Origin of the sequence: Glycomyces luteolus, from assembly GCF_027622875.1 — a bacterium.
GTDB lineage: Bacteria > Actinomycetota > Actinomycetes > Mycobacteriales > Micromonosporaceae > Glycomyces > Glycomyces luteolus.
The window spans coordinates 76,049-88,953 of record NZ_JAPZVP010000006.1 but is presented as its reverse complement, the minus strand read 5'-3'; the positions used below and the strand labels follow the sequence as shown (position 1 = coordinate 88,953).

The window sequence follows — 12,905 nt, the reverse complement described above, 5'->3', positions numbered from 1 at the left end:
CACCGACCCCCGCCGGCGGGCCCGGTCGGCCCGGCCAATCCCCGGGCCGACCTCACGACTCGATCGCGCCTGGGGGGTGCGGGACGTGGGAACGGCTCACCGAACAACGAGGGCTCGTCTGGCCCGATGGCTACCGCCGTTGGCGGCGGTCGGCGCCGGCGTCGGGGTGTTGGTCTTTGCGACGCCGAGTGCGGCGCTGGCCGAGACCGAGGACATCATCGCGGTGCTCGACAACTTGCGCCTGTGGATTTTCGGCATTGCCGGGACCGTGGTCGCGGTCATGCTCACGGTCGCCGGGCTCCGGTATCTGCTCGCCTCTGATCCGAGTGAGACAGAGAAAGCCAAGAGCGGTTTGCGAGCGTCTGCTATCGGTTTCGCCATCGTCATTCTCGCCGTGCCGTTCGTCGAGGTTCTGAGAGCGATCCTGGTCCATGAATGACATCTTCGACGGCCTCATCAAATGGTTTTTCAACAAGCTCGACGAATGGCGCCAGGGGTTGTGGGAGGAAATCACCACCTCTGACTTCCTGCACCTGTCAGGCACGTTCCACGACCATGGCATGACGTTCAGTGAGTCGTTTCTGATGGTCGTGGGATCTTCCTATGCGCTGGTGATCGTCGTGGGTGGCTTCCTGCTCATGACCCATGAGACGCTGCAGACCCGATACTCCGTTCGCGAGATCGCTCCTCGACTTGTCATCGGGCTCCTGCTCGCGGGCCTGTCAGCGCCATTGCTCGACCAGTCGTTCAGCATTACCAACGACCTGGTTGACGCTTTCGCTTCGGGCGACCTGAGCATCGACCAGGAATGGGAGTGCACGGAACCGGGCTACGACGAGGACGGTAACTACAGCAGCTCATGCTCTGCTGTTCCCGGTACCGAGGTCGAGCGATCCAGCTTCGCATCCCGTTTGTCAGCGCGCATTTTCGAGGGTGACGATACGCCGACACTGTTCGACATTTTCATGATCATCCTCGCCATTATCTGTCTTGCGGTCCTGTTCATCACCTCGCTGATTCGCAACCTCGTCTGGTTCTTCGTCGTGGCATTGGCGCCGCTTGGACTGGCGTGCCACGGGCTACCGGCGACACAGCAATTCGCGACCATGTGGTGGCGGCTCATGGGCGCTTGCATGGCCTCGTGTATCGGCCAGGCGCTCCTGGTCTGGACCTATCACGAGGTCATTGTCGAGCTGCCGAACCAGACCCTCCTGGAATGGAACTGGACGTTCATCTACGTCGTGCTACTGGTCTGGTTCATGTGGAAAGTCCAGGGCGAGGTCTTCAAGATCGCGCGAGGCCGACCCGTGGCGATTCCCGGCTCTCGACTGGCGCAGGCGCTGGTGATGTCGAAATTGATCGACGGCGCTAGCGGCGGCCGCGCTGGAGGTGCCAAAAAGCGGAATACGACCGTTCCTGGAACCGTCTGGGGGCGCGATATGACTCGGCCGCCGTGGAAGCGCAAGCCGCACCAGGACCGCTTTCCGGATCTGCCGCCCGAACCGGCCGGGTTCAACGAGTGGGCCGGGTTCCGCAATGACGCCGAGGCCCGCGCGACGCACTCGCCCGCACCCGCCCGCGGGCCGGAGCAGGGACCGCAATCGCCGTTGGACGATGCGGCGCCGGTCAGTGTCGACGGGAGCCCGAGCATCGGCGGCAACGCCACACCATACGCGCCGGCCGCTGAGACGGCCCCGCGGCCGGACCACCGCCTGAGCACGGTGACTTCGCCGCTGGACGACGCCAGTCCCGACCCGGCCGCGGGGACGCGCCCCGCACCGGCACGCGAGACCCATCCGTTGGCGGCAGTACCGGACGGCACCCTCATCGAGCGGCCCGAGGCCCAGCCGGTCGTCCAAGTCCGCCGCGACGAAGTGGTCCCGCTCGCACACCGCCGCGAAGAAGCCCTCGACGCCAACCAGCGCCGTGACCAAGAAGCGGCAGCCGAGGCTGCGGCAGCGCGCGCCCGGGCCGAGCAGCAGCAGGCCGAACTGCGCGCCAAAGCGAAAGCCGCGATGGCGCGCATGGCCGCCTCACCCAGCGCCCGACCCCACGCGATTCCCGCCGCGGGCCCGGGCCACCATGCCCCGCCCCCGCCTCCGGGCAAGGCCCCGGGCTCAGGCCCAGCGCTGGGATCGAAGCGCCCGGCGGGAGGTGAGCAGTGATGGAACGCGGCGTCTACGTCCCAGCCGACCTGGATCTGCCGGACAAGCTGTTGTTCAACCTCACGGCTCGCCAAGTCGCGGTCCTCACTCCTGCGGCGCTGACCCTGTGGGGCCTGTGGCAGGCCCTGGCCGGCCAGGTTCACCCGATGCTGTTGCTGCTGGTCTCCGCGCCGCTCGCTGCGGCGGCGTTCGTGCTCGCACTCGCACGCAGGGACGGCACCACGTTGGACCGGCTGGTGTGGGCCGCGCTGCGCGCCCCGCGTCGGCCGCTCGCCGCCGGAACCCCCGATCCCGCCGCTGTCAAAGCCGCCGCGGCCACGTCCGGGCGCAAAGGCCGCTTGAGCCGGGTCCGGCCGGTCCCGGCACCGGTGGACGGTGTCGATGACGACGGCGTCATCGACTTCGGCGGGAAGTGCGCGGTCGCAGTCGCGGCCGGGTGCGTCAACTTCGACCTGCGCTCGGGCTCCGAGCAGGCCGCGCTGTGCGAGGCGTTCGCCCGCCTACTCCACGCCCTAGAGGGCCACCTCCAGGTGTGCGTGACGCAGCGGCCGGTCGACCTCACCGGCTACCTCGCCGGCCTCGACACCCGCGCCGCAGCGCTGCCGGTGCCACTGCGGTCCGCAGCCGAGGCGCACCGCGCCTGGCTCGCCTCGCTTACCGCCGGGCATCAGCTGCTGGGCCGTGAAGTCACCGTGGTCGTCGCCGGCCCCGACGCCGACGCCGCCATCCGAGCTGCGGGTCAGGTGGAGGCGTTCTGCGCCCAGATCGGCGCCGACGCCCACCGCCTGGACCGCGCCGCCCTCGCCGAGCGCATCCGGTTCGGCCTCGATCCATTCGGTACCGCCGACGCCGCATTCGGGAGCTGGTCACGATGAACCGCAACCTGTTCAACTACCGCCGCACCAGCGCAGCGCTCGAGGCCGACTTGTGGCCCGACACGGCCGTATTCGAGATGCGCCGGGTCCGTATCGGTGACTCCTGGGCCGCGGTGCTGCTGGTGACCGGCTACCCGGCGACCCTGCCGTGGGGGTGGGCCGCGCAGTTGGCGGTGCCGGGCTCGCGTGTCTCGCTCACCCTCCACCTGGACGGGGTGGCGGCGCAGGTCGCGGCGAGTCAGCTGCAGCGGCGGCGTTCTCGGTTCGAGTCCCAGCGCCGCTACCAGGCGGTGCGGGGCCGGCTCGACGACCCGGCCGTGGAGGCCGCTGCCGCGGACGCGGCCGACCTCGCCGCGCAAGTCGCCCGCGGTCACTCCCAGCTCCACCGCCAGGCGGTCTACCTGACCGTGCATGCCGAGACCCCGGCCGAGCTGGACTTGGTGTGCGCGCGGGTCCGGTCGCGGGCGGCGGCGGCGATGGTCGACGTCCGCCCAGCGACGGCGCGGCAGCTGCCGGGGCTGATCGCGGGGGTCCCGTTCGGGATCGACCCGGTCGGTGCGCACCGGACGGTCGACACGCCCACTGCCGCCGCGGCCTTCCCGTTCGCTTCACCGGATATGGACGGACCCGTCCCCGACTCAGCGGTCCTGTACGGGGTGAATCTGTATTCGGGGTCGCCGGTCATGTGGGACCGGTGGGCGTCCATGGACAACCACAACTCCGTCACCATCGCCCGCAGCGGGGCAGGCAAGTCTTACCTGACGAAGACCACGATCCTGCGGGAGCTCTACCAGAGCGTCCGAGTGGTCGTGGTCGACCCCGAATCCGAGTACCTGGACCTCGCCGCGCACGTCGGCGGCACCATCCACCGCCCCGGCAGCCCGGGTGCGCGTCTGAATCCGCTGGCGATGCCGCTCGAGGGCGAGGCCGACGAGTTCGCCCGCCGCCGCCTGTTCGCCGGCACCGTCGTGGAGACCCTGCTGGGCGAGAAGCTCACCGGCGCCGAAGCCGCTGTGCTGCAACGCGCGGTCGCGGCCTGCTACGAGGCGGCCGGGATCGGCGAGGACCGGGCCACGTGGGCCCGGCAGGCCCCCTCGATGGCCGACGTCGCCGCCGTCCTCGCCACCGACGGGGTCGGCGCCGATCTCGCCGCCCGCCTCGACCCATGGGTCGGGGCCGGCACCGTCTTCGACACCAGCGACACCGCTGCCGCGTCGGCGGGGGCGCGTTCGCCTTTGGAGGTGTGGGATCTGGCGTCGGTGCCGCCGGAGCTGGCCCCGGTGGTCACGCTGCTGGTCCTCGACCAGATATGGCGGTCGCTGCGCCCCGGTGGTTCCCGGACGCTCGTGGTCGTGGACGAGGCGTGGCTGATGCTGCGCACCGGCCAGGGCGCCGCCTGGCTCTCCCGGCTCGCGAAGTCGGCCAGAAAGCGCAACTGCGGTCTCGCGGTCGTCACCCAGGACGCCGAAGACGTCACCGGCTCCGAGCTCGGGCGCACCGTCATCCACAACGCCGCCACGCAGATCATCATGCGCCAAGCAGCGCAAGCGATCGACGCCGTCGCTGCCGCGTTCAAACTCACCGCCGCGGAGACCGCGCTCATCGGCTCGGCCCGCCTGGGCGAGGGCCTGCTCCTGGGCGGCGGCGCGCACGTCGCGTTCCGGGCTATCGCCAGCCCCGAGGAGCACCGCCTAGCCCTGACCGGCCTGTCCGCGGGGAGCCGGTCATGAAGCGGCTCTTCGTGCTCGGCGTGCTCATCTCCATGGTGGTGGGCGGGTGCATGGTCGTCGCGATCGGTGCCGCTCAGCAGGACCGGCACCACGCGATCGGCGCAGGTGCGGGTGCCGGTTTCTGTGCCGCGAGCGAGGCCGACCTCGAGGCCGTCGCCGACGCGCTCGGGGACGGTTATGGGACGACCCAGGCGGAGCATGCGGTCACGATCGTGCAGACCGCCGCCGCGCGCGACCTGCCTGAACAGGCTGCCGTGGTCGCGCTTGCCACCGCGATGCAGGAGTCGGGGATCAGAGTCCTCGCCAACCCGGCAGTCCCGGCAAGCTACGACTTCCCGCACGACGGCGAGGGAGGCGACCACGACAGCATCGGCATCTACCAGCAGCGACCCCATTGGGGCCCTGTGGAAGTGCTCATGGACCCTGCCGGTTCGGCCGACTTGTTCTATGACGCGCTGGAACGCATCGACGGCTGGGAGGACCTCCCAGTCACCGTTGCCGCCCAGGAGGTCCAGGTGTCCGCGTACCCGGATGCGTACGCCGATGACGAAGCGGGCGCACGAGCCGCCGTCGAGGCGGCCGGTGCCTGCGAGTGGATCCACCCCGTCGCCGGATACGGGGTCAACTCCGGCTGGCGAACGGCCGAGCGTCCGACCCACAACGGTGTCGACCTCGGCGCCCCGCGCGGTGAGCCGATTCTCGCCGCCTCGGCCGGCGAGGTCGTCACGGTGGTGTGCAACGCCCGCACGCCGGCTGGGAGGCAGTACTCGTGCGATGTCGACGGGAACCCGACGATGATGGGCTGCGGCTGGTATGTCGAGATCGCCCACGCCGACTCGGTGCTGACCCGCTACTGCCACATGGGCTCGCGTCCCGGGGTGAGCGTTGGTGACACCGTCGCGGCCGGCGATCTCCTCGGCTACGTCGGCTCCTCCGGACGATCAAGCGGCCCCCACCTGCATCTGGAGGTGCATCGCAGCCACCAGCCGAACTTCGACACCGCGATATCCCCTGTGGACTTCTTCGAGTCGAGAGAGGTGACGCTGTGATTGCCTGGGTTTCGGAGTCGCTTGCTCGGCTGGGTCTGTCACCGGTGCTACTGGTCTCGATTACCGTCATCGCCCTGGCTGTGGGGTTGTCGGTGGCGATCTTGCGCGCCAGTGCCCGCCGGAGTTCGGCCGCCGCTTGGCGGGAGGGGGCCCGCTACGTCCGGATCGAGGCGCCGCCTGAGGTCGATGCGAAGGCTGCGGTCCTGGCGTGGAAGCACCTGAGTGCGATCGAGCATGGCCGGTGGCGGCGCTGGTGGTCGGGCCAGCCGCACTTGATCTTCGAGTATTGCTTTGTCGGGCAGCGGCTCACGGTGCGCATCTGGGTGCCCGGCACGGTGGCGACCAGCCAGGTCACCCACGCGGTCGACGCAGCGTGGCCCGGTGCGGTTTGCACCGTCGTCGAGGCCCAGCCGCCGCTCCCGGTTGGAGAGCGGGTCCGCATCGAGGGCGGGACGTTCACGCTCGCCAAGCGCGGAGTCGGTGCGCTGCCGCTGGTGGCGGGGATCGAGGCCGGGGAAGTGCTCCGCGGGCTCGTTGCCGCGGGGACGTCGAACCGCGCCGATGATGTCCGCATCATGCAGGTGGTCGCTGCGCCGCCGAGCAGACGCCAGGTCCGCCTGGCGGCGAAGGCCGCCGCCGGGCCGAAGTCCAGCGGGTCGCTGCTGGGCGAGGTGCTCGACCTGTTCACCCCCGGTGCCGGCCACCACAAGAGCGGCCGGCCCATGCCCGAGCCGGCATGGATTGCTCAGCACCGCAAGCTGGTCGCTGAGCGGCTCGCCTCGGGGACGCTGTGGTCGATGCGGGTCCGCTACGCCGTCGCCACCACCGCCGGGCGCCCGCACGCCGTCGCTGCAGCGCGTGACCTCGCTGCCGGAACGGCCGGGGTCCTGGGCGGGGCGTGGCGGCGCAGGAAGGCCCCGCGCATCGCCGCGGCGGTCAACGCATGGAGTGGCGGGCCGGGTGTGCTGGTCTCGGCCGCCGAGCTCGCTGCTGTCGCCCATGTGCCGGCCGACGCTGTCATGCCCGCGCTCGCCCGCGCCGGGGCCCGCCCGATCGCACCCGCGCCCGAAGTCCCGTCAGGGGGCCGGGGCACCAAGACGCTCGGCGTCGCCGCCCTCTCTGGCCGCAAGATCGCCCTCGCCGCGGCCGACGGGCGCTACCACGCGCACCTGATCGGCGCGACCGGCTCAGGCAAGTCCACGCTCATGGTGAACATGATCTTGCAGGACATCCGCGACAAGCGGGCCGTGGTAGTCCTCGACCCTCACGGTGACCTGGTCCGTGACGTCCTCGACCGGCTTGACCCTGCCACCGTGGCCGGGCGGGTGGTCCTCATCGACCCCGCCTCCGATGCCCCGCCGCCGGGACTGCCGCCGGTGCTGCGTGCCCCCGACGCCGAGATCGCCATCGACTACCTCGTCGGGATCTGGCGCCAGCTGTGGCCCGACCACTGGGGGCCCCGGGCCGACGACATCGCCCGCCAGGCCCTGCGCACCCAGGCCCAACTCCAGCAGCGCGACCTCGCCGGCCTCTCGGCGCTGCCGATCATCCTCGCCGACAAGGCTGAACGCGCGCCCCTGGTCACCAACATCAAGGACGACACCGTCCTGCGCGGCTTCTGGAACTGGTTCGATGCCTTGCCCATCGGCGTGCAGACCCAGGCATCCGGGCCGGTGCTCTCGCGCCTGCGCACCCTTCTGTCCCGGAAGTTCATCCGCGACACCATCGGCGACCCGCTCGAGGAATACTGCATCAACCTGCCTCGCGCCCTGGACAACGGCGGGATCATCCTCGCCCGGCTCCCCAAGGGCGAATTGGGCAACGACGCGTCCAAATTCCTCGGCTCCAACATCGCCGCCCAGGTGTGGCAAGCTGTCCTGCCGCGCCAATCCCAGCGGATGGAAGATCGCAAGGACTGCGTGCTGTACGCGGACGAGGGCCACAACTGGCTCCAGTTCCCCCAGATCCTCTCCGACATGTTCGCCGAGGCCAGGAAGCTGAAACTCTCCTTCGTGTTCGCCCACCAGCACCTCGGGCAGCTCCCCAAGGAACTCGCCGAGACCCTCGATGCGAACGCCCGCACCAAGATCATCTTCTCGACCTCGCCCAGGGATGCGAAAGTCCTTGCCGCGCATACCCTCCCGCACCTGGATGACCATGACCTGGTCCACCTGGGCGCCTACACTGCGGCCTGCCGCACCATCGCCGCCGGCGCCCCGCTGCCGGCTTTCACGCTCCAGACGCTGCCGCCGCCCGAGGCGGTCGGCGAAGCCGAGACCATCCGCGCCGGAGCCGCGCGGCACCGCGCCTTCACCTGGGAGCCATGATGAATGCTGTCCGCCGCTCCCGCACCGATGCCGAGGCCCTCGCCGGCCTCGCCAGGCGGCTCACCGCCCGCGACTACGCCGTGCTCGAGTTCTTCGCCCAGCACCGTATCGCCACCACCAGCATCGTCGCCGCGGTGTTCTTCACCCGTAGGCGCCTTGCCGCCATCCGCCTCAACGAGCTGTGCGACCTCGGGCTGCTCACCCGCAGCCGTGTCACCGGCTCCCGCGCCTACCGCTACACCCTCGACTGGGGCGGTGCCGCCATCTGCGCCCTGCGAGCTGGCACCACCCCGCCCACCCGCGCCGCGGCAGCCTGGACCGCCCAGCAGGTCTTCCATTCCGCGCACCGGCCTCACCGCGAAGCTGTCAACGCGTTCTTCGCTCAACTACACCTCGCCGCACGTGCCACAGGACGTGCCCGTGTCAGTGAATGGCTTCCCGAAGCTGCAGCCAGCGCCGAGATCATCCACGCCCGACCCGATGCTGCCGGGGAACTCACGTGGGACGATGGCCGCAAGCTGCGGCTGTGGTACGAGCACGACCGCGGCACCGAACCTCTTGCAATACTCGCCGAGAAGATCACCCACTACCGGACCGGCCGCCTCGCTGGCGCGCTCGGCGACCGCATCCTTCTGTTCGGGCTCAACGGCCCGCGTCGGCTCAACGGGCTCCGCCGCGTCTGCCCACCCACCGGTGACCTCACCGTCGCCGCGGCCATCACCGAACCGCTGCCCGCCGACCCCGACGTGCGATCCGTCGACACCGGTGTCCTCACCGATCACCGATGGCAACTCCTCGGCTCCGAACAAGCCACGAGTCTGGAGTCCCTTGCCCGCTGAGGGCCACCACAGCATCATCCAAGCTGCACCATCCAAGCTGACCCATCCAATCGGGCATCCACAGCCCCATCCACACGATCAGTGCCGCGCACCCCGCATACGCCCAGCTCACCGCGCACGACGAACCCCAAAGCGAACTCCGAATATATAGTCATATTCCCGCAGGGCCCCGTCCCCGAGTTCGGATTCCCAGCTCCGTCATCCGATACCCCAGCCTTGCATCGTCCGGCCCCCACCCCCGTTCCCGCGCTTCGAAACCTGGGTCGTATCCGGTCGCGCTGCCCGCTACCGATGCCGGAGGCTGGACCCGGAGGTACAGAGGCGAGTCTGACCGGCATACGCTGCTGCGACGGTGACGAACGCCCTGGCTCTGGTCAAGGGAAGCGACTCCGGGATCCGACGTGCGCACGTTTCTGCACGTTCAGGTGACACCATGGCAAGGGCGCGGATGCCCTCTACCAGCTCAGACTGATGGATGCTTCTCAGCCTGGTCACCATTTCACCATCGTCCTCGCGTGCCTCTGAGTGGGAAATCAGCGCTTGGGTGAATGATTCGGCATCGTTCAGCAGTTCGTCGCCGCGGTCGGGGTCGAGCGGCAGGAAGGACTGTGCGAGAGCGGTGACCAAATCCGGCCTCAACGTCCGATTACTGTTCTGGTAGAGGTGGAGCCCCCTCTTCGCGTAAGGCATGGCCGCCTCGGAGTCGGCGGCGGCTAGCGACGCCGCGATCGCCGCATTGGCGAGAAGCTCTTCCGGTTCCGCCCCCTCTGGGGAGAGCTTGCCGGCTTCGGCAGCGAGGTGCCGGGCCCGCGCTAGGTCAACCGATGCGAATGCGGCGGCCACCTCGAAGAGCGCGGCTGCGCGATCCGCTTCATCCGCAACGAGATGGGCAGCGCGCTCGGCCCGGTTCTGGTCGCGCGGCGCCCAGAACGTCACCAGATCCCCCAACGCTGCATCACGTTCCAAGTCCACGTTGGAAATTCCCTGCACCAGCCGTAGTGCCAAGTCAGGCGCCGTCGGCGTCAGCTCGCTGACCAAGGCGACGACGGTGCCAGGGTCACGCCGGCCTTCGCGATCGGCGATGACGTAGGCGAGACGCTCGGCCCTGAGGACATCGACCCGAGCAAGGGCAGCCACCACCTGGCCGAGGCTCTGATGCGCATTGGCTCCGAGGTCGAGAACGCTGGCAGTGAGCGATTCAGCGCGATCATCAAATGCCGCAAAGGCGGCCGCTACACGGCTTAGAGCATCAACCGTGGACCGGCGGCCCCAGTCTGCCCAAGCCAGCCGCTCCGCCTCGGAAAGAAGCGCCGCAGCGCGAGCGACATCGCTGTCGACATGCCGCTCCGCCACCGCTATCAGTGCCTCCCACCGCTCGGTCAACTCGACTTGAGGGAGTAGCGCTTCGGCATCGGCGAGCAACAGGCGAGCCAGCCGCGGTTGAGACACGGCAATTGCCCGCTCAATGGCGATGAACGCCGCTATTCGATCTTTGGGCGCGAACACTGCACGGGCCAGCGCGATCGCGCGGTCTGGCGCGCTCTCCGCGAGTGCCGCGGCCGTGGTGGTCAGTGCCCCTTGCCTGAGGTGGTGTTGCCGATCGATCAAGGACCAGGCGAACTTTTCAGCGAGGTCGAGATCCGAGCGGACCAATTCCTCGGCGAGAGCCGCGCACAGCAGCTCCAGCGGCCGGTCCCAAGGCCCCCAGTCTTGCACGTACTTTATGGCGGCCACCGGGTTGACTGCCGTCATGACGCGCACCAGTTGCAGCAGCAGCCGCTCATAGCCTTCGGCGTCGGTGACCTGCTGCAGTAGTTGAGATGCCTCGCCAAGCAGGTCATGCAGGTGCATGGCCTGCGCGTCGAGAGTGCCGCCATCCCCCGTGGCTCGGGTTTTGCCAGGGGCGTGGTGCTTTGTCAGCGGGGCGAGTGACGGGGCCGGGCTGGTCCGAGCGATGGGGAACTCACCCTCGCCGGAGAACCGGAGCTGTGGGTGCTGGGCCACCGCGTTGTTCGAACCCAGCAGAGATCCTGCGGTACAACTCAGGCACTGACAGCGGTCCAGGAGCGCCTGGTTCGCGGATCGCGGCGACGAATTGCCTCGTGAACGGGCTGGGCTGCCCCTGGCCGTCTTCATCTGCGGCAAGTTGCACCTCACGGGTACTGGTGATGAGGTAGTGGCCGCGGCCGGTCATGGATTCCCCGCCGCCACCGCGGAAGGTGCCGCTATGGCAGCAGTCGAGCACGATGACGACCCGTTTCGCCGGCGAAGTCGTGATGAGCGAGTCGATCGAGTCGAATGCAATCCCGGTCGCCCACAGCAGGTCAGGCTGTGTGTTCTGCGTACAAAGGTACAGCTTGCCGAGCGCGTCGAGCCGGCCGTGGCCGCTGAAGTACATCAGCAGCACGTCATCGGGTGCCGACGCGCTGAAGAACCGCTGCACCTGTTTGTTGATCTCCCAGTGCGGCTGATCCTCCAAGCGCATGACGTCCGCTGCGTCGAAGAGGCCGACGTTGGCATCAGTCAGAACCTCGGCGACGGCGGTTACGTCCCGTGGTGGTCCGTGAAGCTCGGGAAGCTCCTGGGGGTCGGCTTCGGGAAAGCGCGCATTGGCAATCAGGAGCGCCCGATACCGGTACGACGGGCTTGTCACTGCTGCTCCAACCGCCGCCCGATGGATTCGACCAGGACCTGGAAGGACTGCTGGTCCAGGTGCTCGCCGGCGACGGTGATCCGCTGCTCGGATCCGTGCTCATCGGTCCATGTCAGGGTCACCGACCGGGTCTTGTCGGCCTTCAGCCACGCTTGGAAACAAGCCACGGCAGCGGTGATTGCGCCGGAGGATCCGAGGGCGAGGATGATGGCCTCGGCCGCTCCACGGTGCCCTGTCGTTGGCGCACCAGAACGGTGCAGGCCGCCGACCTCGGATTGAAGGCCGCTGAACAGCACGGCGGTGTGACTGGACCAGCCAGGGTGATCGGCGCTGTATCGGGTCGAGTCGGGCTCGATGGTCAGGTCAATCGTCATCTGCGGGTCTCGCTCTCCATAGGGGCTTTCGCATTTTATGAGAGTTCCCCCGGCCCGTGGTGCCACCGTGCCGCATACAGCGCTCTGTTCGCGATCGCGGAGGGTGCGCGCACCCTCGCGCACCCAGCGCGGAAAATGCCGCGCACCCTGCCTATATAGAGCATTACTTCTTCACAACCGCATACTCCTGAGCCGCAGGTAGCGCCTGCCAGCCCCGGTATTGCCGCCGGACCTCCCACCAGTCACCTGGTCGGAACCGACGGTCCCCGAGGACCACCGCCACCGGACTCAACCCACAACCGCAGCGCCTCACAGGCACTGCCCGCACAACACGTTCTCGCACCCGCACGCCACACGGCGCGCGGGCCTTCGTCGTGCCTTCGCACGACTCGACGAACAAGGAATTCGAAATGCCCTACCGCGATTGGAAGGCAGGAGACCGGTGCAAAGTGCGCCCCGTGTTCACCCTCCCGGCCGGGGTGCGCTCGCACTGGAAGATCCGCTCGCCTTACCGCATCACCGCCACCATCAAGAGCCTCAGCATCGCGCGCCTCGGCGTCGTCGCGATCGTCGTCCTCGATCAGCACAAGCAGCTGACGGTCGACACCTGCGACCGGGAGCAGGCGTTCACCCTGTTCGCGCTCCACGCCCTCGAATGCCAGTGCCGCGGCTGCCGGCTCCGCCCGCACGACCGGCGCTCCTGGCCGCGGCCGCTGCGTGCCTGGCGGTGGCTGAAGCGGACCTTCACCGGCAACGGCCGCAGGCCCCGGCACTCGCCGAAGCAGTCGTCCGAGCCGGCCTCCGGCAAGTAGCACCCGGCAGCGGACCCGATGCCCGCTGCCGTCATCACCAGCGCAGGGCGGTGCCAACGGCACCGCCCCATTTCCGTGCCC

11 protein-coding genes are annotated in these 12,905 nt (G+C 69.0%); 8 read left to right on the top strand and 3 right to left on the bottom strand.

From position 1 onward, the window contains the following. The first annotated feature begins 139 nt into the window (after window positions 1-139). The 7 genes from O1R50_RS09255 to O1R50_RS09225 all read left to right on the top strand — a co-directional run bounded on the left by O1R50_RS09255 (window position 140) and on the right by O1R50_RS09225 (window position 8,985). Window positions 140-439 (top strand): pilin, encoded by a 300-nt coding sequence (locus tag O1R50_RS09255; RefSeq protein ID WP_270109694.1) that lies wholly within the window; start codon window positions 140-142, stop codon window positions 437-439. Further along, window positions 432-2,165 (top strand): hypothetical protein, encoded by a 1,734-nt coding sequence (locus O1R50_RS09250; RefSeq protein WP_270109693.1) that lies wholly within the window; start codon window positions 432-434, stop codon window positions 2,163-2,165. Before O1R50_RS09255 ends, O1R50_RS09250 begins: the two co-directional genes overlap by 8 nt. Beyond that, window positions 2,165-3,040 carry a PrgI family protein gene (locus tag O1R50_RS09245; protein WP_270109692.1) on the top strand — a complete coding sequence of 292 codons (876 nt, stop codon included), beginning with the start codon at window positions 2,165-2,167 and terminating at the stop codon, window positions 3,038-3,040. The genes O1R50_RS09250 and O1R50_RS09245 overlap by 1 nt, the downstream gene beginning before the upstream one ends. Continuing rightward, on the top strand, window positions 3,037-4,770 hold the full coding sequence (locus O1R50_RS09240) for a VirB4 family type IV secretion system protein (protein WP_270109691.1): 1,734 nt from the start codon (window positions 3,037-3,039) through the stop codon (window positions 4,768-4,770). The genes O1R50_RS09245 and O1R50_RS09240 overlap by 4 nt, the downstream gene beginning before the upstream one ends. After that, on the top strand, window positions 4,767-5,819 hold the full coding sequence (locus tag O1R50_RS09235; protein WP_270109690.1) for a M23 family metallopeptidase: 1,053 nt from the start codon (window positions 4,767-4,769) through the stop codon (window positions 5,817-5,819). The genes O1R50_RS09240 and O1R50_RS09235 overlap by 4 nt, the downstream gene beginning before the upstream one ends. Before the next feature lie 92 nt (window positions 5,820-5,911). Beyond that, entirely contained in the window at window positions 5,912-8,146 is a 2,235-nt protein-coding gene (locus tag O1R50_RS09230) for a type IV secretory system conjugative DNA transfer family protein (protein ID WP_270109689.1), read from the top strand. Next, complete coding sequence (locus O1R50_RS09225; protein ID WP_270109688.1) at window positions 8,143-8,985, top strand: replication-relaxation family protein; 843 nt, start codon at window positions 8,143-8,145, stop codon at window positions 8,983-8,985. The genes O1R50_RS09230 and O1R50_RS09225 overlap by 4 nt, the downstream gene beginning before the upstream one ends. Window positions 8,986-9,270: 285 nt before the next feature. Here the strand turns inward: O1R50_RS09225 and O1R50_RS09220 are convergent, their stop codons facing one another. The 3 genes from O1R50_RS09220 to O1R50_RS09210 all read right to left on the bottom strand — a co-directional run bounded on the left by O1R50_RS09220 (window position 9,271) and on the right by O1R50_RS09210 (window position 12,012). Further along, window positions 9,271-10,836 (bottom strand): hypothetical protein, encoded by a 1,566-nt coding sequence (locus O1R50_RS09220; RefSeq protein ID WP_270109687.1) that lies wholly within the window; start codon window positions 10,834-10,836, stop codon window positions 9,271-9,273. 112 nt (window positions 10,837-10,948) lie between these two features. Then, on the bottom strand, window positions 10,949-11,638 hold the full coding sequence (locus tag O1R50_RS09215; protein ID WP_270109686.1) for a caspase family protein: 690 nt from the start codon (window positions 11,636-11,638) through the stop codon (window positions 10,949-10,951). Beyond that, entirely contained in the window at window positions 11,635-12,012 is a 378-nt protein-coding gene (locus O1R50_RS09210) for an effector-associated constant component EACC1 (protein ID WP_270109685.1), read from the bottom strand. Before O1R50_RS09210 ends, O1R50_RS09215 begins: the two co-directional genes overlap by 4 nt. A 410-nt stretch (window positions 12,013-12,422) precedes the next feature. Here O1R50_RS09210 and O1R50_RS09205 point away from each other — a divergent pair, with 410 nt between their 5' ends. Continuing rightward, window positions 12,423-12,824, top strand: coding sequence for a hypothetical protein (locus O1R50_RS09205; RefSeq protein ID WP_270109684.1), 402 nt, complete (start codon window positions 12,423-12,425; stop codon window positions 12,822-12,824). The last annotated feature ends 81 nt before the right edge of the window (window positions 12,825-12,905 follow it).

Bases quoted from the DNA above. Each gene is read 5' to 3' on its own strand.
- O1R50_RS09235 (WP_270109690.1), top strand. From the start codon at position 4,767: ATGAAGCGGCTCTTCGTGCTCGGCGTGCTCATCTCCATGGTGGTGGGC.
- O1R50_RS09210 (WP_270109685.1), bottom strand. From the start codon at position 12,012: ATGACGATTGACCTGACCATCGAGCCCGACTCGACCCGATACAGCGCC.
- O1R50_RS09245 (WP_270109692.1), top strand. From the start codon at position 2,165: ATGGAACGCGGCGTCTACGTCCCAGCCGACCTGGATCTGCCGGACAAG.
- O1R50_RS09240 (WP_270109691.1), top strand. From the start codon at position 3,037: ATGAACCGCAACCTGTTCAACTACCGCCGCACCAGCGCAGCGCTCGAG.
- O1R50_RS09220 (WP_270109687.1), bottom strand. From the start codon at position 10,836: ATGCACCTGCATGACCTGCTTGGCGAGGCATCTCAACTACTGCAGCAG.
- O1R50_RS09205 (WP_270109684.1), top strand. From the start codon at position 12,423: ATGCCCTACCGCGATTGGAAGGCAGGAGACCGGTGCAAAGTGCGCCCC.
- O1R50_RS09225 (WP_270109688.1), top strand. From the start codon at position 8,143: ATGATGAATGCTGTCCGCCGCTCCCGCACCGATGCCGAGGCCCTCGCC.
- O1R50_RS09250 (WP_270109693.1), top strand. From the start codon at position 432: ATGAATGACATCTTCGACGGCCTCATCAAATGGTTTTTCAACAAGCTC.